This window comes from Streptomyces sp. CRN 30 (assembly GCF_034105845.1).
Map to the genome: position 1 here is coordinate 22,600 of NZ_JAVRHI010000299.1, position 18,961 is coordinate 41,560.

Genomic DNA, 18,961 nt, shown 5'->3' on the forward strand with positions numbered 1-18,961 from the left:
CGGTCGCCGCGGGCCGGTACACCGGTCGCCGCGTGCCCGCGCACGGTCCCCGCGGGCCTGTACACGGTCCGCGCGGCCGGTTTCCGCTCCGTTTCGCCCGTGCCCTCCCCGCGCTGTCCCGCACTTTCCCCGCTCCGTGTCCGGCCGGGACACGGCTCGGGCGGTGGCATCGCGCTCCGTGGTTGTCCAAATCCTTACCGTGTCACCGTAGCGGGAGCGAAGACGCCCGAGGGGCGGGCCCCTCCCGCGCGCGACGGCGCGGGGCGGCCCGCCCCTCGGGCGGTGGTGGCTGCGGCGGTCAGGCCGCGGTCATCCGGTCGGCGACCTCCGGGTTCTTCTCGATCCAGGACGCCACCGCGTCCTCCTCGTGACCCTGGCCGCGGTCCTTGATCTCGCTCTCCAGGCTGCCTAGCTCGTCCTCGCTCAGGTGGAAGTTCTTGATCCACTCGGTGAGCTGCGGGTACTGCTCGGGGAAGTCCTTGCTGGAGATCGTGTGGATCTTGTTGTTCTCGCCCCAGAACTTCTTGTCGTCCGCGAGCTTGGTCAGCTCGTAGTCGCTGTACGCCCAGTGCGGCGACCACAGGACGACGGCGACGGGCTCCTTCTTGGCGAGGGCGCGCTTGAGCTCCGCCAGCATCGCCGGGGTGGAGCCGTCGACGACCTCGTACTCCTTGTCCAGGCCGTAGCCCGGCAGGACCTTCGTCTTGAGCAGGTTCATCTCGCCGGTGCCCGGCTCGATGCCGATGATCTTCCCGTCGAAGAGGTCGGACTTGCCCTTGAGGTCCTGCATGGACTTGACGTCCTTGACGTAGCTGGGCACCGCGACCTCCAGTGAGGTCGGTTCGTACCAGCTGCCGAGGTCGGTCAGGTTGTCCTTGCTCTTGTTCCAGTAGTTCGACTGGGCGTGCGGCAGCCAGGCGTCGAAGTTGAGGTCCAGATCACCCGAGGCGAGGCCGGTGTAGACCGGGCCCACGTCCATCTGCTTGAGGTTGATCTTGTAGCCGCGCTCCTCCAGGAGGTTCTTCCAGAGGTAGGTGACGGCGACGTCCTCGTCCCAGGGGAACCAGGCGATGTCCAGCGCGCGCTCGGCCTCCGCCGGGTTGTCGGAGCCGGAGCCGGACTTGACCGGGGCCAGCTTGTCAACGAGGCCCGCGTTCTCCTTCAGCCAGGTGCGGACGGCGTCCTGCTGCTTGCCCTTGCCGACCTTGTTGATCTCGGCTTCGAGGCTGGTGAGCTGGTCCTCGGTGAGCTTGAAGTCCTTCATCCACTGGGCGACGGTCGGGTCGTCGTCCGCGAGGCCCTTGCGGGAGAGCGTGTGCACGCCGTCGCCGCTGCCCCAGGCGCCCTTCGGGTCCTTCAGCTTCTTCAGGTCGTAGTCGTTGTACGCCCAGTGCGGCGACCAGAGCGTGACGACGATCGGCTTCTTCTCGCTGTAGGCCCGCTTCAGCTCCGACAGCATGGCCGGGGTGGAGCTGTCGACGACGTCGTACTCCTTGTCCAGGCCGTACGCCTTGAGGACCTTGCTCTTCAGCAGGCCCATCTCACCGGCGCTGGACTCGATGCCGGTGATCTTCCCGCCGAACTCGTCGGCCTTCCCCTTGAGGTCTTCGAGGGAGTCGATGTCCTTCATGTACGACGGGACGGTCAGCTCCAGCGTCGTCTCGTCGTACCAGGAGCCGAGGTCGTCCAGTTTCGAGCCGTACTTCTTCCAGTACTGCTCGTGGGTGGTCGGCAGCCAGGAGTTGGTCATCAGGTCGACGTCGCCCTGGGCCAGCGCGGTGTACAGCGGCCCGGCGTCGAACTGCTTGGCCTCGACCTCGTAGCCGCGCTCCTCCAGGATCTCCTTCCAGAGGAAGGTGGAGGCGACGCCCTCGTCCCACGGGACATAGCCGAGGGTGACCTTCTCGCCCTGGCCGACGTTCTTGCCGTCGGCCACCTCCGCGGAGTCGCCGGAGCCGCCGAACATGCCCATGCCGCCGGCCACCAGGGCCAGGACCACGACGCCGACGACGGCGATCTGCGGGCGGGGCCGGTAGGACCAGATCTTCAGTCCGCCGGCCGCGCGGGCACGGGCGGCGGCGCGCCGGCCGAGCGGGGAGACCTGGGTGCCCAGGGCGCTGGTCATGCGGTCGAGGTAGATCGCCAGGATGACGATGGCGACACCGGCCTCGGCGCCGAGACCGACGTTGAGCTGGCCGATGGCCTGGTTGACGGCACCGCCGAGACCGCCGGTGCCGACCATGCCGGCGATGGCGGCCATGGAGAGGCCGAGCATGATGACCTGGTTGACGCCCGCCATCACCGTGGGCAGTGCCAGCGGGAGCTGGACGCGCAGCAGGGTGTTGCGGGGCGTGGTGCCGAACGCCTCGGCGGCCTCGACCAGTTCCTTGTCGACCTGCCGGATGCCCAGCTCGGTCATGCGCACGCCCGGGGCGAGCGCGAAGACGAGGGTGGCGACGATGCCCGCGGGGGCGCCGGTGCCGAAGAACAGCAGCGCCGGGATGAGGTACACCATCGCCGGGAGCGTCTGCATGAAGTCGAGGACCGGCCGGACGAAGGAGCTGACCCGGTCCGAGCGGGCGGCCCAGATGCCGACCGGCACGGAGATGACCAGCGCGATGATCGTCGCCACCAGGAGGAGCGACAGGGTCACCATCGCGTCCTCCCACAGCTCCATGGAGTCGATGAACGCGAATCCCACGAAGGTGAGGACACCGGCGACGCTGCCGCGCAGCCAGAAGGCGAGCACGGCGAAGATACCGGCGAGCAGCAGCGGCTCGGGCGCCTGGAGAACGGCGTTGATGCCGTCGTAGGCGCCGGTGAAGACCGTCTTGAAGAAGTCGAAGAGCCAGGCGATGTTCGTTCGCAGCCACTCGACCACGTCGTTCACCCAGTCACCGAGCGGAACTCTAGGCATTGGCCATCACCTTGTTCCCGCCCTTGTCACCGCGGTGGGCACAGGTGCCGGGCGCGGCGGGCTCGTCACCGAGGAAGCCGATGAGCCGCTGCCGCGGCACGACACCGACCAGCTCGCCCTCGCCGTTGAGCACGGCCACGGCGTGCGGCACGCGCGCGCTGATCGCGCACAGCTCGGTGAACGACGTGTCGGGCGTCGCGGTCTCGCAGTCGCAGTCGGCCTCGTCGCCGCGCGTCCCGGTCTCCATGACGGCACCGGCGGTGAGCACCCGCGAGCGGTCGACGTCCTGGGTGAAGGAGGCGACGTAGTCGTTGGCCGGGCGGATGAGGATGTCCTGCGCGGTGCCTATCTGCACGATGCGGCCGTCGCGCATCACGGCGATGCGGTCGCCGAGGCGCATGGCCTCGTTGAGGTCGTGGGTGATGAAGATGATGGTCTTCTTCAGCGACTTCTGCAGTTCGAGGAGCTGGTCCTGCATGTCGCGCCGGATCAGCGGGTCGAGCGCGCTGAACGACTCGTCCATGAGCAGCACGTCGGCGTCGGTGGCGAGGGCGCGGGCCAGGCCGACGCGCTGCTGCATACCGCCGGACAGCTCGTCGGGCCAGGACTTCTCCCAGCCGGCCAGGCCGCACAGGGCGAGCGCCTCGTCGGCGCGGCGTTCGCGCTCGGCGCGGGGCACGCCCTGCACTTCCAGGCCGTAGGCGGCGTTGTCGCGGACGCTGCGGTGCGGGAAGAGGGCGAAGTGCTGGAAGACCATGCTGATCTTCTTCGACCGCACCTCGCGCAGCCCGCGGTCACCGAGCGCCGTCAGGTCGTCGCCGCCGAAGCGGACGTGGCCCGCGGTCGGCTCCAGCAGGCCGTTGAGCATGCGCAGCAGCGTGGACTTGCCGGACCCGGACAGGCCCATGACGACGAAGATCTCGCCCGGTTCGACGGTGAAGGACGCGTCGATGACGGCGGCCGTGGTGCCGTCGGCGCGCAGTTCCTCCCTCTCGGTTCCCTGGCGCAGTCGTTCGACTGCCTGGTCGGGTTTCCTGCCGAAGACCTTGTAAAGGTGCTCGGCCTCAAGCCTGGCTGACACGCTTACCTCTTGCGTAGGGGACAGGGGCAAGGACCGAAAGCCGACTAACAGTTGAATTCATCAACCAGCTTTGGCCCGGCTGCGCACCTGCCCTGTTCCTTATCGGCCAAACACAAGTGTGATCTGCTTCACTTACAGGACACGTGTCAATTACGGAACGTATCCACACACTCCGTCTGAGGCACCCCCTCCGCATCATCCGTCAGCCCTTTTCCGCCCGCATGCCAAGGCGGAACGCATTCGGGCGCCACCCTGCGGCATGATGCGGTGCGTGACCGGACGACTCATGCTTCTCGACACCGCCTCCCTCTACTTCCGGGCTTATTTCGGCGTCCCGGAATCGGTGAAGGCCCCCGACGGCACGCCGGTGAACGCCGTGCGCGGACTGCTCGACTTCATCGACCGCCTGGTCAAGGACCACCGGCCGGACGCGCTGGTGGCCTGCATGGACGCCGACTGGCGGCCCGCGTGGCGGGTGGAGCTCATCCCGTCGTACAAGGCGCACCGCGTCGCCGCCGAGGTCCCGGCAGGGCCGGACGAGGAGGAGGTCCCCGACACCCTCTCCCCGCAGGTGCCGGTGATCGAGGAGGTGCTCGACGCGCTCGGGATCGCCCGCGTCGGCGTCGCCGGGTACGAGGCGGACGACGTCATCGGCACCTTCACCGCACGCGCGGCCGGTCCCGTCGACATCGTCACCGGCGACCGCGACCTCTACCAGCTCGTCGACGACGCCCGCGGCGTGCGCGTGCTGTACCCGGTCAAGGGTGTCGGCACCCTCCAGCTCACCGACGAGGCGGTCCTGCGCGAGAAGTACGGCGTCGACGGCGCCGGCTACGCCGATCTGGCCCTGCTGCGCGGCGACCCGAGCGACGGCCTGCCCGGAGTGCCCGGCATCGGGGAGAAGACGGCGGCGAAACTGCTCGACGCCTTCGGCGACCTGGCCGGCATCCTCGCCGCGGTCGACGACCCGGGCGCCAAGCTCACGCCGTCCCAGCGCAAACGGCTGGACGAGGCCCGGCCGTACCTCGCCGTGGCCCCGAAGGTCGTACGGGTCGCCGACGACGTCCCGCTGCCGGACGTCGACACCGCGCTGCCGCACACCCCCCGCGACCGGCACGCCCTCGACGCCCTGACGGCCCGCTGGGGTCTGGGCGGCTCCCTCGGGCGCCTCCTTGCGACCCTCGGCTCCTGAGGCGCGGTGCTTCACCGTTCCTCCCGGGGGAAGCCGTAGTCTGCGGTTCCGGATGGGTCCGGGGGGATTCATGGACCTTTCATCCATGAGGTGTTAAGTGGGGGAGGGATGCTAACTTAGGCAAACCTAACTTCAGGCACTGGGAGGCCGTCATGGCAGACCGACCGGGACGCAAACCGCGCAAACCGCACTCCGCGCAGGTCGTCCGCACCGAGCGGCTCACTCCGCACATGCAGCGGGTGGTCCTCGGGGGCGAGGGGCTCGCCGCGTTCGCCGCGGACACCTGCACCGACCACTACGTGAAACTCCTCTTCCCCTCCGGCGGCGCGACCTACCCGGAGCCGTTCGACATGGAGCGGATCCGGGCCGAGTTCCCCCGCGAGCAGTGGCCGGTGACCCGCACCTACACGGTGCGCCACTGGGACGCCGCGCTGCGCGAACTCACCCTGGACTTCGTCGTCCACGGCGACGAGGGCCTGGCGGGCCCCTGGGCGCGGGACGTCACCCCCGGCGAGACCATCCTGTTCATGGGACCCGGCGGCGCCTACACCCCCGACCCGGACGCCGACTGGCACCTGCTCGCCGGTGACGAGAGCGCGCTGCCCGCCATCGCCCGCTCCCTCGAGGCGCTGCCCGCCGGTGCGCGGGCCTTCGCCTTCGTCGAGGTCGCGGGCCCCGAGGAGGAGCAGAAGATCGACTCGGACGTCGAGGTCGTCTGGCTGCACCGCGGCGACCGCCCGGCCGGCGAGGCACTCGTCGAGGCCGTACGAGGTCTCGACTTCCCCGAGGGCCGGCTGCACGCGTTCGTCCACGGCGAGGCGGGCTGCGTGAAGGAACTGCGCAAATTCCTCCGCGTCGAGCGCCAGTACCCCCGCGAGGACCTGTCCATCTCCGGCTACTGGCGCCTCGGCCACAACGAGGACGGCTGGCAGTCCTCCAAGCGCGAGTGGAACGCCCAGGTCGAGGCGGAGCAGGAGAGCGGCTCGGCTTCCCCGGCCGCGTAGGCGGAGGCTTCGTCTCTCCCTCCCTTGGGACCTCTCGGGGCTCTCGGGCCTCTCGGGCCTCTCGGGCCCTACAAGGCCCGGTGGCTGGTTCAGTCGCCGCGTACGCGTGCGTGCTGGTGCATGTCGTGCCAGCCGTCGGGGTGCAGCAGCGCCGAACGCCGGGTCCCCTCCGCGGCGAACCCCGCCCGCTCCGCGACCCGGCAGGACGCGGTGTTCGCCACGGCATGGCTCAGCTCCAGCCGGTGGAAACCGATGCCGTCGAGCGCCCAGCGCGCGAGCGTCCGCGCGGCCCGCGGGGCGACCCCCCGTCCACGGGCCGCCGCCGCGGTCCAGTACGCCACCTCGGCCACACCGTCGCCGAGCAGGATGTCGCGCAGGGCCACCCGGCCGAGCGGCCGGTCGGTGACCTCGTCGGCCACCGCCCACTGGGCGTTGCGCTCCCCCTCCCAGGACCGCTGCCAGTCGGCTATCCAGCCGCGCACCTCGGCCACGGAGTCGGCGGTCCTTATGTGCCACTGATGCATCACCGGATCCTGGAACGCCTCGAAGACGTCCGGCGCGTCCCCTTCCCGCCAGGGCCGCAGCACCAGCCCGTCCCCGGTCGGAAGAACGGGCTGAGCGGTACGGGCGAGGGCGCCGGCGGCCAGGACGGGCTTCGTGAGGTAAGGCATGATCCACATCCTGGCAGGGGGGCGGGGACGGGAGCAGCGGCTTTTCCTGGGCGGCGGCCCCCGGCCACAACCCGCGCGGCTCAGGGCCACAGCCCGCGCGGCCCACGGCCACAGCCCGCCGGTGGCCGCGGACCGCGGCCCCGTCGGCGGCACCTCGTACCCTTGCCGCACCATGAGACGCCGCACCCCGCCCCCTCCCTCCCCGCTCCCCCAGCGCGACGGGGTCGACCCGGTGCGGTTGCGGCTGCCGGTCGAGGGACCGTGGGCCACGGTCCGCGACCACCTCGTCGAGCGCCTGTCCGGCGCCGGTCCCGGCGCCGTCGACGCGCTGCTCGGCAAGGGCGGAGTGGTCGACGCCGACGGGCGCCCCGTACCGGCCGACGCCCCCTTCCGGCCGGGCATGTTCGTCTGGTTCCACCGCACGCCGCCCACCGAGGTCCCGGTCCCCTTCCCGCTGCGGATCGCCTACCGCGACGAACACATCGTCGTCGCCGACAAGCCGCACTTCCTGGCCACCACGCCCCGCGGCGGACACGTCACCGAAACCGCCCTGGCCCGTCTCCGCCGCGAACTCGGCATCCCCTCCCTCACCGCCGCCCACCGCCTCGACCGGCTCACCGCCGGGCTCGTGCTCTTCACCGTGCGCCCCGAGGAACGCGGCGCCTACCAGTCGCTCTTCCGCGACCGCCAGGTGCACAAGACCTACGAGGCCGTCGCCCCCTGCCTCCCCGCACTCGCCCTCCCCCGCACCGTCCGCAGCCGCATCGTGAAGGAACGCGGCGTACTGACCGCCCGGGAGGTCGACGGCGAAGCCAACGCGGTGAGCCACGTCGAACTGGTCGAGCGGGCACCGACACCACTGCCGGGCCCCGGCCCCGCTCGCCGTCTCGCCCGCTACCGGCTGCTGCCGGAGACCGGCCAGACCCACCAGCTCCGCGTCCACATGACCGCCCTCGGCATCCCGATCCTGGGCGATCCGCTGTATCCGGAGGTCACCGCCCCGGTCCCGGCCGACGACTTCCGCCGCCCGCTGCAACTGCTCGCCCGCGAACTGGCGTTCACCGACCCGCTCACCGGCCGGCACCACCGCTTCCGCAGCACGCGCACGCTGACCGCCTGGACCTCGTACGCCGCCTGGGCCGCCGGTCAGTAACCCCGCCACCAGCGCACGAGCCGCTGCCAGGGCCCGCGCGGACGCACCGGTGCCTCGGCGACCGCCTCCGGTGCCGACTCCGGCCGGGGCGCCGGCTGCGGCTGTGGCTGCGACTGAGGGCCCGGCTGCGCCGCCGGTCCCGCGGAGGCGGTCGGCAGCGGCTGTCCGCCGGACGAGGCCGATCCCGGACCCGGCCCCGTACCCCAGCCCGCGCCCGCTCCCGGCTCGGCCAGCTGTTGCGGCAACGGCGCGCCGATGTGCCATGCCTCGCGCCGCGGCGGCACCGGAGCGTGGCTCGGCGCCTGGGTCACATCCTGCGGCGGCCTGGGCTGGAACCGCACCGGCAGCTCCACCAGGTGCCGGGCGGAGATCGACGACCGCCAGCGCAGCTCGTCCTCGTCGCAGTCGAGATGCACGTCCGGCAGTCGCATCAGCAGCGCGTCCACCCCGGAGTCGGCGATGGCACGGCCGATGTCCTGACCCGGGCATTCGTGCGGGCCGCCGCTGAAGGCGAGGTGGGAGCGGTTGCCCTGCATGCCCGCCGACAGGTCCGGGCGGATGCGCGGGTCCACGTTGCCCGGCGCGATGCCGAGCAGCAGCCCGTCGCCCTGGCGGATGCGCTGGCCGCCCAGCTCCGTCTCCTGCTTGGCGAAGTAGGCGAAGATCGTGCTGAATGGGGGCTCGTCCCACAGGGACTGCTCGACCGCTTCCGGAACCGTCATCTGCCCGCCGCTGAGCTGGGCGCGGAAGCCCGGGTCGGTGAGGACGACCCGCAGCACGTTGGCGATGAGGTTGACGGTCGCCTCGTACCCCGCGAAGAGGATCAGCCGCAGGTGCTCCCTGACCTCGTCGTCGGTGAGCCGCGCGGGGTGGTTGATGAGGTGGGTGGTGAAGTCCTCCCCCGGTTCGGCCCGGCGGCGCGCGGTCAGCCGGCTCAGGGCGTCCATGACGTGGGTGTGGCTGGCGATCGCGGTCTCGGTGCCCTTCAGGGCGTCCCGGGCGGCCTCCACCAGCCGGTCGTCGTAGGCGTCGGCCATGCCGAGCAGTTCGCACATCACGGCCATCGGCAGATGCTCGGCGAACTGGCTGACCAGGTCGGCCCGCCCTTCCTCGCAGAACCGGTTGACCAGCCGCTGGGTGTGCCGCTTGATGTGGCGGCGCAGGCCCCGGAAGTCGATGGTGGACATGGCCCCGGAGACCGCGCCGCGCAGCCGCTGGTGCTCGTCGCCCTCGACGTGGGAGGCGATGGGCTGCCAGGCGATGTGCGGCATGAGGGGGTGGTCGGGCTTGACCATGCCCTCCTTCAACGGCGTCCAGCTGCGGCTGTCCCGGCAGTACTGCGAGGGCGTGCTCACCATGTGCAGGTTCTCGGAGTGTCCGAGGACCACCCACACCGGCACGTCGTCGTGGATCAGCGCGGGCGCCACGGGGCCGTACTGCTCCCGTAGCTCCTCGTACAGCTCGTCCAGGTCCTCCGCCTCGTGCAGTCGGCGCAGTCCGCCGGGCCCGAGGCCGTGCGCGGGGCAGCCGGGGGGCGGGCCCGGGAGCGGGCCGTCCGTCGCGGTCAGGGGGTGGGTTTCAGAGGTCACAGTGATCGCTCCGGAGCTGAGGTGAGTCAGGTGGCGAAGTCGGATGCCGGGGAGAGCCGGCGGCGGGCGGCGGTCAGGTGAGCGCGCCCGTCATGGCGAGGGAGTGCAGGAAGCGCATCAGCGTCATCAGGACGTCCCGGCTGGAGGCTCTGCGGCGTACGTCGCACTCCATGATCGGGATCTCCTCGGACAGGTCGAGGGCGGTGCGCAGTTCGGCGAGGGGGTAGTGGGGCGCGTCCGGGAAGGAGTTCACGGCGACCACGAACGGCACCCCGCGCTCCTCCAGCCGCCCCATGACGTCGAAGCTGACCTCCAGCCGGCGGGTGTCGACCAGTACGACCGCGCCGAGCGCGCCCTCGAACAGGCCGTTCCACAGGAACCAGAAGCGCTCCTGGCCGGGGGTGCCGAAGAGGTACAGCACCAGTTGGTCGGTGATGCTGATGCGGCCGAAGTCCATGGCGACGGTGGTCGCCGTCTTGGAGGCCGAGCCGAAGTTGTCGTCGACCCCGATGCCGGCCTGGGTCATGGTCTCTTCGGTGGTCAGCGGCCTGATCTCGCTGACCGAGCCGACCATGGTGGTCTTGCCGACGCCGAAGCCGCCCACGATGACGATCTTCACGGCCGCCTCGGCGGTGTGCGGCAGCCGGTCCTCCGTGCGTGGGCCGGGAATGGTGTCAGAGTTTTTGAAGTCCATGCATCACCGCTTCGAGGAGGGACCGGTCGGCGACCTTCTGCCGGACGATCGGGGCACGGGCCTGTACCAGTTCCGCCGCCAGCATGTCGGTGAGCAGTACCGTCACCACGCTGAAGGGCAGTCCCAGGTAGGCCGAGAGTTCCGCCACGGAGAGGGGCGCGACGCACAGCCGGAGCAGGGCGGCCTGTTCCGGTGTCGCCGAGGCCGGCGGCTCGGTGCGAGCCACGATCAGGGTCACGAGGTCGATGTCCGCGCGCTCCCCGCCCCCGTCACCGCCGATGACGAACAATCGCTCGGGGTTGCCCGTGACGCCGCCCTGGACGGGTGGGTTCTCGGCGGGCGGCGGCGGGCCGGACGGCTCGTGCTCGGGGCTTCGCCTCTGGCGTCGGGGAGGAGTCATACGGTCTGCCCGTTGCGCCGGGCGGGACTGGTCAGGTGGGGGCCGATCCGGGCGACGAGGTCCCGCATGCGGTTGCTCATCCGGCCGGGCTCGCACGTGACGTCGGAGAGGACCGCCAGGTAGGCGTTGGGGCCGGCGGCCATGAGGTAGAAGTAGCCGCCGTTGATCTCGATGATGACCAGCTTCATCCGGCCGTCGCTGTCGGGGATCTCGTGCGCCACGGCTCCGGCGAGGCTCTGCAGTCCGGCGCAGGCCGCGGCGACGCGGTCGGCGGCGTCCGGGTCGCCGGAGTAGCGGGCGATGCGGAGTCCGTCGGCGGAGAGCACCACGATCATCTCGATGCCGGGGACGCCGTCGTAGAGATCCCGGAGCATCCAGTCGAACTTGCCTTGCTGTTCGATCACTTGAGGTCTCCCTCGTCGTCGGCCGGGGCGTGGGCCGGCTCATGGGGCGGCTTGGTGAAGGCGTCGGGGTCCGGGTCGCCCTTGAGTCCCTCCCAGAAGGCTTCGACCCACAGTCCCGGCGGGTCCTCCTCGTCCTGCGGCTTCTCCGGCTCCGGCGCGGGTGCGGGCGTGGACCAGGCGGCGGCCCTGGCCCGCTCGGCGGCCTCGCGGGCCTCGCGCTCGGCCTCGGCCCGCTCGAAGGCGGCCTGCTCGGCGAGGCGCTGGCTGAGCGGCATCTTGACCCGGCTGCGGCGCTGCGGCAGGCCGCCCGCCGTCCACTCGGTGACCTCGGGGACGTCGTCCTCCAGGGAGACCGAGTCAGGGATCCGCGGACTGGTGGGGCGGCGCTTCTTGGGCTTGCGCTTGGGTCCTTCCAGCGCGTCCGGGCCCGGCCGCGGGATCGAGGTCGCCCCGATGCCGTGGGCGAGGCCGACACCGGGCTCGGTGGTCATCATGGCGCTCGGCACGACCAGGATGGCGCGCACGCCGCCGTAGGCGGAGGCGCGGAGCGAGACCTGCATGTCGTAGGTCTTGCACAGGCGGCCCACGACGGAGAGGCCGAGGCGCGGGTTGCCGGCGAGGTCCTGCAGGTCCGTGCCGCGCTTGGCGGCCTCCAGCATGCCTTCGATGCGCAGCCGGGACTCCTCGCTGAGGTTGACGCCGGCGTCCTCGATCTCGATGGCGACGCCGGTCTGCACCTCGGTCGCGGTGACGTTGACCTTGGTGTTCGGCGGGGAGTAGCGGGTGGCGTTGTCGAGCAGTTCTGCGGCGGCGTGGATGACGGGCTCGACGGCGGTGCCCTTGATGTTGACCTTGGCGATGGAGGCCAGGTGGATGCGGCGGTACTCCAGGATGCGGGACATGGCACCGCGCAGCACGCTGTACAGCGCCACCGGCTGGGGCCACTGGCGGCCGGGGCGGCCGCCGCCGAGGACGGAGACGGAGTCGGCGAGCCGGCCGATCAGGGCGGTGCCGTGGTCCAGGCGCAGCAGGTCGTCGAAGACCTCGGGGTTGCGGCCGTGGTCCTCCTCCATCTCCCGCAGCTCCTTGTTCTGCTGGTGGACGATGGCCTGGACGCGGCGGGCGACGTCGACGAAGGAGCGCGCGGCGGAGTCGCGGAGCGCCTCCTCGCTGTCGATGATCTCGATCACCGTGCGGATCAGCTTGCGCTGCGGCTCGGGCAGGGCGGCGTAGGACGGGTCCAGGTCGCCGAGGTGGATCATCACCTCGCGCGGGGTGTTGCCGCTGCGCAGGTAGTGCAGGGCGGCCGGGAGGATCTCGTCGACGAGGCGGGCGGTCTCCTGGTCCTGACCGGCGATCCGCCGTTCCAGATACGTGGAGTGACGGCCGTGCTCGGCGCGGGCGGTGCGCAGGGCGCGGCCGCGGCGGACCGCCTCGGCACCCGAAACGATCACCAGAAGGGTGGCGAGGCCACCGCACAGGCCGACGGCGAGCCGGGCCGGCTGCGGCACCAGGGCGACGGCGGACCCGGTCGCCGCGGCCATCAGCACGGCGGGCAGCAACAGCACCCGCGCGAAGGGAAGTTCGCGGTGACCTGGAGGGGATTCAACACTCACCATGTAGGCCCTCTGATAACGAATCGGCAGGGATGGGGAAGCGTGCAGGGGGTATGTCATGGAGTTGTCGGGATGTTCTGGATATTGGGAACAAGCGCGCGAATTCACCTCAACTCGGCGCGCTGCGGGCGAGCTTAGTCCGAGCGGATCAACGCCGTGTCATATTCGGCAAGCCTCTGAAACGCGCGGTCCGCCGGAGTAATGTCGGTTCCATTTGCACGCTTCGCAGCCATTCGAATACGTAAAGTATCGACGCACGGGCGTACGATTGTCACTCACCGTAACGAGTGAAAGAGCTGCCCCGGACATGACGAAGGCGCCCGGGTTGCCGCACCCGGGCGCCTTCGGAGCGTCGCGCCGGCTACCCCACCGACGAGTAGGCGACCACGCCGCGCAGCAGTCCCTCGACCGCCTTGCGCGCGTTCTTCGGAACCGTCGACCCCTCGGCCGGTGCCGCGGCGGCGATCTGCCCGAGGACGTCGATCACCTGCTTCGACCAGCGCACGAAGTCACCGGCCGGCATCTCCGCCTCGCGCAGCACCTCGTCGAGGCCCTTGCCGGAGGCCCACATGTACGCCGCCCAGGCGAAGCCGAGGTCCGGCTCGCGCTGGCCGACCCCCTCGGTCTGGCTGATCCGGAAGTCCTCCTCCAGGGCGTCGAGCCGGCCCCAGATGCGGACCGTCTCGCCGAGCGCGGCCTTCGCCTTCCCCGAGGGCACCTTGGGCGCCATCGCGTCGTCGGCCATCCGGGACTCGAACACCAGCGCCGACACGCACGCGGCCAGCTCGGCCGGTCCGAGTCCCTCCCAGACGCCCTCCCGCAGGCACTCGCTGGCCAGCAGGTCCAGCTCGCCGTAGAGCCGGGCGAGCCGCTTGCCGTGCTCGGTGACCTCGTCACCGCGCAGGTAGTCCAGCTCCGTCAGCAGCGCCACGATCCGGTCGAAGGTGCGGGCGATGGTGTTCGTCCGGCCCTCGATCCGGTGCTCCAGCTGCGAGGTGTCGCGCAGCAGCCGGTGGTAGCGCTCGGCCCAGCGGGCGTGGTCCTCGCGCTCGTCGCAGCCGTGGCAGGGATGGGCGCGGATCGCCTTGCGCAGCCGCGCGATCTCCCGGTCGTCGGCGGCCTGCGACCGCTTCTTGCGGTGCCGGTCCGCCGGGATGTGCCCGGCCTTGGTGCGCAGCGCGGAGGCGAGGTCCCGGCGGGACTGCGGCGAGCGCGGATTGAAGGACTTGGGGATGCGCATCCGCTCCAGCGGCTCCACGGGCACCGGAAAGTCCATCGACGCCAGCCGCTTGACCTGCCGCTCCGCGGTCAGCACCAGCGGGCGCGGGCCGTCCTGGTGCTCGAAGCCCCGGTGCCCGTTGGACCGCCCGGCGGCGAGACCGGGGTCCAGCACCAGCGCCAGCCCCGCATACTTGCCGGTGGGCACGTGGATGACGTCACCGGGCTTGAGCTTCTCCAGCGCTACGGCGGCCTCGGCACGCCGCTGGGCCACGCCCTGCCGGGCCAGCTCCGTCTCGCGGTCCTTCAGTTCGCGGCGCAGCCGCGCGTACTCCTCGAAGTCGCCGAGGTGGCAGGTCATGGAGGCCTTGTAGCCCTCCAGCCCCTCCTCGTTGCGCTGCACCTGCCGGGAGATCCCGACGACCGACTTGTCGGCCTGGAACTGCGCGAAGGAGGTCTCCAGCAGTTCCCGGGAGCGGTGCCGGCCGAACTGCTCGACGAGGTTGACCGCCATGTTGTACGAGGGCTTGAAGCTGGAGCGCAGCGGGTACGTGCGCGTGCCCGCCAGTCCGCCGAGGTGCTCGGGGTTCATGCCGCGCTGCCACAGCACCACGGCGTGGCCCTCGACATCGATGCCGCGGCGGCCCGCCCGCCCGGTGAGCTGGGTGAACTCGCCCGGGGTGATGTCCGCGTGCTGCTCGCCGTTCCACTTGACGAGCTTCTCCAGCACCACCGACCTCGCGGGCATGTTGATGCCGAGCGCCAGCGTCTCGGTGGCGAAGACGGCCTTCACCAGACCCCGTACGAACAGCTCCTCGACGACCTCCTTGAAGGTCGGGAGCATGCCCGCGTGATGGGCGGCGATGCCGCGCTCCAGGCCCTCCAGCCACTCGTAGTAGCCGAGGACGTGCAGGTCCTCGGCGGGGATGGAGGCGGTGCGCTCCTCCACCAGGGCGCGCACCCGCTCCCGCGCTTCCTCGTCGTTGAGCCGCAGGCCCGCGTGGAGGCACTGCTGGACGGCGGACTCGCAGCCCGCGCGGCTGAAGATGAAGGTGATGGCGGGCAGCAGTCCCTCGCTGTCCAGCCGCTCGATGACCTCGGGCCGGCCCGGCGTCCAGATCCGGGAGCGCTGTCTGCGCTCCCGCTCGCGGTCGGCCTCGCGCATGTGGCGGCCGCGTCTGCGGTCCTGGTAGGACGGCCGGCTGGCCTCCATCCGCGCCATGCGGGTGAGGTCGGGGTTGACGGCCCGCTTGCGGCCCTCGCCCTCCTCGAACAGGTCGTACATGCGCCGCCCGGCCAGGACGTGCTGGAACAGCGGCACGGGCCGGTGCTCGGAGACGATCACCTCGGTGTGGCCGCGGACGGTGTCGAGCCAGTCGCCGAACTCCTCGGCGTTCGACACCGTCGCCGACAGCGACACGAGGGTCACCGACTCGGGGAGGTGGATGATCACTTCCTCCCAGACCGCGCCGCGGAAGCGGTCGGAGAGGTAGTGCACCTCGTCCATGACCACGTAGCCGAGGCCGGTGAGGGTCTGTGACCCGGCGTACAGCATGTTCCGCAGGACCTCGGTGGTCATCACGACCACCGGGGCGCCGGAGTTCACACTGTTGTCGCCGGTGAGCAGGCCCACCTTGTCCGTGCCGTAGCGGCGGCACAGATCGGCGTACTTCTGGTTCGACAGTGCCTTGATGGGTGTCGTGTAGAAGCACTTCTTGCCCTGCTGGAGGGCGAGGTGGACGGCGAACTCGCCGACGATCGTCTTGCCCGAGCCGGTGGGCGCGGCCACCAGTACGCCCTTGCCCGCTTCGAGCGCCTGGCAGGCCTCTATCTGGAAGGGGTCGAGGCCGAAGTCGTACATCTCGCGGAAGGAGGCGAGCGCGGTGGCCTGCTCCGCAGCGCGCCTGCGGGCCGCCGCGTACCGCTCGGCCGGTGAGAGGTCCTCTGTCATCGTGCTTTCGAGCGTACCCGTCCGCACCGACAACAGGACGATCATTATCCGGATCGGCTGCCCACCGGCCCGGGATCGCCGCAGCTCACGGGGGCCCGGACAGGCCGCGGCCCGCGCCGCGCCGTATCGGGCGCGGGCGGGCCGGGAACCGTCGGTCAGGGACCTCAGGTCACGTCGTCGTACCCGTTGACCCGGTCGGTCCGGGACTGCTCGGGCAGGGCGCGGCTGGTCGTCACGGGCTCGATCTCGCCGATGTCCTCGGGGGTGAGGTCGAGGTCGGACGCCTCGTCGTCGGCGGGGCCCAGCTCCTGCCGGCGGCGCCTGCGGCGGTCGTTCAGCAGCGAGAAGAGGACCGCTGCGAAGTACAGGATCCAGATCGGTCCGGCCAGCGCGAGCATGGTCAGCGGGTCCGTGCTGGGCGTGGCGATGGCCGCGAAGAGCGTGATCCCCATGATCATCCCGCGCCACCAGCCGAGCATCCGCTTGCCGGTGAGGGCGCCGGTGAGATTGAGGAAGACCAGGAGCAGCGGCAGCTCGAAGGAGAGACCGAAGACGAGCACCATGCGCAGGACGAGGTCGAGCAGGTCGTCCAGCGGCAGCAGGTTGGTCGTGCCGCCCGGGGTGAAGTCGAGCAGGACCTCCGCCGTGGTGGGGAGGACGTTGTACGCGAAGTACGCGCCGCCGAGGAAGAGCGGGGCACCCGTGCCGACGAACGCGTAGGCGTACTTCTTCTCGTGCTTGTGCAGGCCCGGGGCGACGAAACCCCACAGCTGGTACAGCCAGACCGGGGAGGCCAGCACGACGCCGGCCATCAGCGACACCTTCAGAGCGAGCGTGAACGGCGTGAGCAGGCCGTTGATGGTGATCGACGCACAGGGCTTGTCCGTCGTCGACCTGGCCAGTTCCGCGAACGTCTGGTCGCATCCGACCGAGTCGAGGATCGGCTTGGTGAGGAGATTGATGATGTCGTTGTAGAAGAAGGCGGCGCCGATGGTGATGACGACGATCGCCAGCAGCGCCTTCGCGAGCCGGTTGCGGAGCTCACGAAGGTGCTCCGCGAGGGGCATGCGCCCCTCGGGATCCCTCTCCTCTTTGCGGGCGGACTTCAGCAACCCACGTTCCCATCTCGTGCGGGCGGGCCGGAGGTCACCGGCCCCGCGTCAGCGCTTGGTCGTGTCCGTCGGCTCGGCGACCGGGCGGGAGCTGGTCACATCGCCCGGGGCGGCCTGGATGGTGCGCTGCGACGCGGCCTGCTCCGGAGTGGGCGGGTCGGCGGGAGCGGCGGACTTGTCGTCGCTCTTCATCGCCTTGGCCTCGCTCTTGAGGATGCGAGCGGACTTGCCGAGCGAACGCGCCATGTCGGGAAGCTTCTTCGCGCCGAACAGCAGGATGATGACGACGAGGATGAGAATGATCTCGGGGGCGCCGAGCCTTCCGAACATAAGTCTTTACCTTCTCACCGAGGCGGCTGGGTGGGGGTGCTGTCCGACCGGTCGGACATATGTCTCAACGGTCGTGTTGTGCAGCGATCGTAACGCTCAGGGGTAAACGTGAGGCAATCCCTGTGCGTACTCCCGTCCGCGACCGGGCCTCGTTTTCCGGTCCGCGACCAGCAGCGTACCTTTCCCGGCGAGCCGGACGACAGGGCGAAGCGGCCCGGAACGCAAGTCACAGCTGTCCAAGACGTCACCCACAGGCGCTCCACAGACCCCTGACGGCACTCTCCGTACCGTCACCGGCCGCCTGTCGCGTCGCTCACAGAGCCTCCGCGGAACGGCCCACTCCGGCCGCCGCGCGCTCCAGGTCCTCCGAGGCGCTGTTGATCCGGCGCGTCGACTCGGCCACCTGCCGGGCGAGCCGCTGCGCCTCGACGAAGACCCGGACGGCGAGCACCCCGAGGACGGCGAGACCCAGGAACCCCATGGCAACCGCGAACATCGGCCAGAACATGGGCACGAGCCTAGACCGTGGGGTGCAGCCGCAGGGTGCGGACCCCGCCGCCGGTCAGCAGCTCCACGATCCGCTCCCCCGCCGGCTTGCGGACGGAGGCTCCGCAGTCGGGGCAGGTGAACGAGTAGAACGTGGTGCGGCTCGTGGCGCCGATGGCCAGCCGCAGGGCGTTCGCGGTGAGGTCGAAGCGGCCCCGGCAGTCCGGGCAGGCGGCCCTGAAGACCACGGGCGCCACGTTCCTCATCCCGGCGAACGCGGACGCCACCGTCACGCCCGGCACCGTCACGCCCGGCACCGTCATGTCCGTCGCGCCGGGACCCGCCGAGTCGTTCACCGTGCCCGCTCCTGACCGTCGTCCTGGCCGTCTCCCACCGCGTGCGGCGCCGGCCGGGCCGCCACCGCGTACGCGTCGACCGTCCCGTCGGCCCCGCCGACACCGTCGTAGGCCGCCAGCGCGTCGCGCGCCGCCTGCCGGGCGCTGTCGGCCAGCTCGCGCGGCGCGACGATCCGGCCGTCCCGGCCCAGCCGCAGCGCCAGGCGCCTCAGCGACGCCGGGTCGGGGGTGCGCAGCGTGATCCGCAGACCGCCGTCCGCCAGCTCCTCGGCACTGTCGTGCGGGTAGTACTCGGCCACCCAGCGTCCGCCGGGACCGACCTCCACGACCACCTCGGGGTCCTCGGCGGCCGGCTGCACCAGCGCCTGCGACAGGTCCCGCGGCTCGATCTCGGGCGGCGCGGACGGCTCGTCCAGAATCTTGATCTCGGCGACCCGGTCGAGCCGGAAGGTGCGCCGCGCCTCGGAACGCCGGCACCACGCCTCTACGTAGGTGTGCCCGACGCTGACCAGGCGGATCGGGTCGATCTCGCGCTCGGTGAGCTCGTCGCGGGCCGGTGAGTAGTAGCGGATCCACAGCCGGCGGCGCTCGGAGATGGCGCGGTCGACGTCGGCGAAGACACCGCCCTCGGACTCGAAGGTGACCGACAGCCGGGAGCTGGCGCCGGCCGCCTCGCCCGCCGCGGCCTCCACCTTCGCGGTCGCCCGCAGCAGCGCCTGCCGGTCGCCCTCGCGCAGACCGGGCAGGGTCGCCACCGCGCGGGCGGCGACGAGCAGGGCGGTGGCCT

Annotated in this window: 17 protein-coding genes; 3 read left to right on the plus strand and 14 right to left on the minus strand. The window is 71.1% G+C overall.

Going from position 1 to position 18,961, the window contains the following annotated elements:
* Nucleotides 1–298: 298 nt before the first annotated feature.
* Nucleotides 299–2,917, minus strand: a complete 2,619-nt coding sequence (locus tag UW392_RS32290; protein WP_320778726.1) for an ABC transporter permease/substrate binding protein — start codon at nucleotides 2,915–2,917, stop codon at nucleotides 299–301.
* Entirely contained in the window at nucleotides 2,910–3,998 is a 1,089-nt protein-coding gene (locus UW392_RS32295; protein WP_320778727.1) for a betaine/proline/choline family ABC transporter ATP-binding protein, read from the minus strand. Before UW392_RS32295 ends, UW392_RS32290 begins: the two co-directional genes overlap by 8 nt.
* A gap of 259 nt (nucleotides 3,999–4,257) precedes the next feature.
* Between UW392_RS32295 and UW392_RS32300 the strand changes: the two genes are divergently transcribed.
* Together UW392_RS32300 and UW392_RS32305 are read left to right on the plus strand one after the other, a co-directional pair.
* The gene (locus tag UW392_RS32300) at nucleotides 4,258–5,190 is read left to right on the plus strand and encodes a 5'-3' exonuclease (protein WP_320778728.1); all 933 of its coding nucleotides are present in this window, start codon (nucleotides 4,258–4,260) and stop codon (nucleotides 5,188–5,190) included.
* A gap of 152 nt (nucleotides 5,191–5,342) precedes the next feature.
* Entirely contained in the window at nucleotides 5,343–6,194 is an 852-nt protein-coding gene (locus UW392_RS32305; RefSeq protein ID WP_320778729.1) for a siderophore-interacting protein, read from the plus strand.
* An 89-nt stretch (nucleotides 6,195–6,283) separates the two neighbouring features.
* Here the strand turns inward: UW392_RS32305 and UW392_RS32310 are convergent, their stop codons facing one another.
* Entirely contained in the window at nucleotides 6,284–6,865 is a 582-nt protein-coding gene (locus tag UW392_RS32310; protein WP_320778730.1) for a GNAT family N-acetyltransferase, read from the minus strand.
* 172 nt (nucleotides 6,866–7,037) lie between these two features.
* Between UW392_RS32310 and UW392_RS32315 the strand changes: the two genes are divergently transcribed.
* Nucleotides 7,038–8,018: an RluA family pseudouridine synthase gene (locus tag UW392_RS32315; protein WP_320778731.1), complete on the plus strand. Its 981-nt coding sequence runs from the start codon at nucleotides 7,038–7,040 to the stop codon at nucleotides 8,016–8,018.
* On the opposite strand, the gene UW392_RS32320 is transcribed toward UW392_RS32315, so the two are convergent.
* The 11 genes from UW392_RS32320 to UW392_RS32370 form a co-directional block, all read right to left on the minus strand.
* Nucleotides 8,012–9,607 carry a cytochrome P450 gene (locus tag UW392_RS32320; protein WP_320778732.1) on the minus strand — a complete coding sequence of 532 codons (1,596 nt, stop codon included), beginning with the start codon at nucleotides 9,605–9,607 and terminating at the stop codon, nucleotides 8,012–8,014. The two genes, UW392_RS32315 and UW392_RS32320, sit on opposite strands and share 7 nt — an antisense overlap.
* A 73-nt stretch (nucleotides 9,608–9,680) precedes the next feature.
* Nucleotides 9,681–10,301 (minus strand): GTP-binding protein, encoded by a 621-nt coding sequence (locus UW392_RS32325; protein WP_320778733.1) that lies wholly within the window; start codon nucleotides 10,299–10,301, stop codon nucleotides 9,681–9,683.
* Nucleotides 10,282–10,701 carry a DUF742 domain-containing protein gene (locus UW392_RS32330; RefSeq protein WP_320778734.1) on the minus strand — a complete coding sequence of 140 codons (420 nt, stop codon included), beginning with the start codon at nucleotides 10,699–10,701 and terminating at the stop codon, nucleotides 10,282–10,284. Before UW392_RS32330 ends, UW392_RS32325 begins: the two co-directional genes overlap by 20 nt.
* On the minus strand, nucleotides 10,698–11,075 hold the full coding sequence (locus UW392_RS32335) for a roadblock/LC7 domain-containing protein (protein ID WP_414496727.1): 378 nt from the start codon (nucleotides 11,073–11,075) through the stop codon (nucleotides 10,698–10,700). Before UW392_RS32335 ends, UW392_RS32330 begins: the two co-directional genes overlap by 4 nt.
* A 26-nt stretch (nucleotides 11,076–11,101) precedes the next feature.
* On the minus strand, nucleotides 11,102–12,724 hold the full coding sequence (locus tag UW392_RS32340; protein WP_320778736.1) for an ATP-binding protein: 1,623 nt from the start codon (nucleotides 12,722–12,724) through the stop codon (nucleotides 11,102–11,104).
* Between the two features lie 358 nt (nucleotides 12,725–13,082).
* Nucleotides 13,083–15,935, minus strand: a complete 2,853-nt coding sequence (locus UW392_RS32345) for a DEAD/DEAH box helicase (protein ID WP_320778737.1) — start codon at nucleotides 15,933–15,935, stop codon at nucleotides 13,083–13,085.
* 119 nt (nucleotides 15,936–16,054) lie between these two features.
* Nucleotides 16,055–17,002 (minus strand): twin-arginine translocase subunit TatC, encoded by a 948-nt coding sequence (tatC, locus tag UW392_RS32350; RefSeq protein ID WP_320778738.1) that lies wholly within the window; start codon nucleotides 17,000–17,002, stop codon nucleotides 16,055–16,057.
* A gap of 48 nt (nucleotides 17,003–17,050) precedes the next feature.
* Nucleotides 17,051–17,332, minus strand: coding sequence for a Sec-independent protein translocase subunit TatA (tatA, locus tag UW392_RS32355; protein ID WP_320778739.1), 282 nt, complete (start codon nucleotides 17,330–17,332; stop codon nucleotides 17,051–17,053).
* A 313-nt stretch (nucleotides 17,333–17,645) separates the two neighbouring features.
* Complete coding sequence (locus UW392_RS32360) at nucleotides 17,646–17,840, minus strand: hypothetical protein (RefSeq protein ID WP_320778740.1); 195 nt, start codon at nucleotides 17,838–17,840, stop codon at nucleotides 17,646–17,648.
* Between the two features lie 10 nt (nucleotides 17,841–17,850).
* The gene (locus UW392_RS32365) at nucleotides 17,851–18,141 is read right to left on the minus strand and encodes a hypothetical protein (protein ID WP_320778743.1); all 291 of its coding nucleotides are present in this window, start codon (nucleotides 18,139–18,141) and stop codon (nucleotides 17,851–17,853) included.
* A 29-nt stretch (nucleotides 18,142–18,170) separates the two neighbouring features.
* Nucleotides 18,171–18,961 (minus strand): WYL domain-containing protein (locus tag UW392_RS32370; RefSeq protein ID WP_320778741.1); only part of this gene is annotated, 791 nt, incomplete at its 5' end.

Bases quoted from the DNA above. Each gene is read 5' to 3' on its own strand.
- UW392_RS32290 (WP_320778726.1), bottom strand. From the start codon at position 2,917: ATGCCTAGAGTTCCGCTCGGTGACTGGGTGAACGACGTGGTCGAGTGG.
- UW392_RS32300 (WP_320778728.1), top strand. From the start codon at position 4,258: ATGATGCGGTGCGTGACCGGACGACTCATGCTTCTCGACACCGCCTCC.
- UW392_RS32305 (WP_320778729.1), top strand. From the start codon at position 5,343: ATGGCAGACCGACCGGGACGCAAACCGCGCAAACCGCACTCCGCGCAG.
- UW392_RS32310 (WP_320778730.1), bottom strand. From the start codon at position 6,865: ATGCCTTACCTCACGAAGCCCGTCCTGGCCGCCGGCGCCCTCGCCCGT.
- UW392_RS32315 (WP_320778731.1), top strand. From the start codon at position 7,038: ATGAGACGCCGCACCCCGCCCCCTCCCTCCCCGCTCCCCCAGCGCGAC.
- UW392_RS32325 (WP_320778733.1), bottom strand. From the start codon at position 10,301: ATGGACTTCAAAAACTCTGACACCATTCCCGGCCCACGCACGGAGGAC.
- UW392_RS32330 (WP_320778734.1), bottom strand. From the start codon at position 10,701: ATGACTCCTCCCCGACGCCAGAGGCGAAGCCCCGAGCACGAGCCGTCC.
- UW392_RS32335 (WP_414496727.1), bottom strand. From the start codon at position 11,075: ATGCTCCGGGATCTCTACGACGGCGTCCCCGGCATCGAGATGATCGTG.
- UW392_RS32340 (WP_320778736.1), bottom strand. From the start codon at position 12,724: ATGGTGAGTGTTGAATCCCCTCCAGGTCACCGCGAACTTCCCTTCGCG.
- UW392_RS32345 (WP_320778737.1), bottom strand. From the start codon at position 15,935: ATGATCGTCCTGTTGTCGGTGCGGACGGGTACGCTCGAAAGCACGATG.
- tatA (WP_320778739.1), bottom strand. From the start codon at position 17,332: ATGTTCGGAAGGCTCGGCGCCCCCGAGATCATTCTCATCCTCGTCGTC.
- UW392_RS32360 (WP_320778740.1), bottom strand. From the start codon at position 17,840: ATGTTCTGGCCGATGTTCGCGGTTGCCATGGGGTTCCTGGGTCTCGCC.
- UW392_RS32365 (WP_320778743.1), bottom strand. From the start codon at position 18,141: ATGACGGTGCCGGGCGTGACGGTGCCGGGCGTGACGGTGGCGTCCGCG.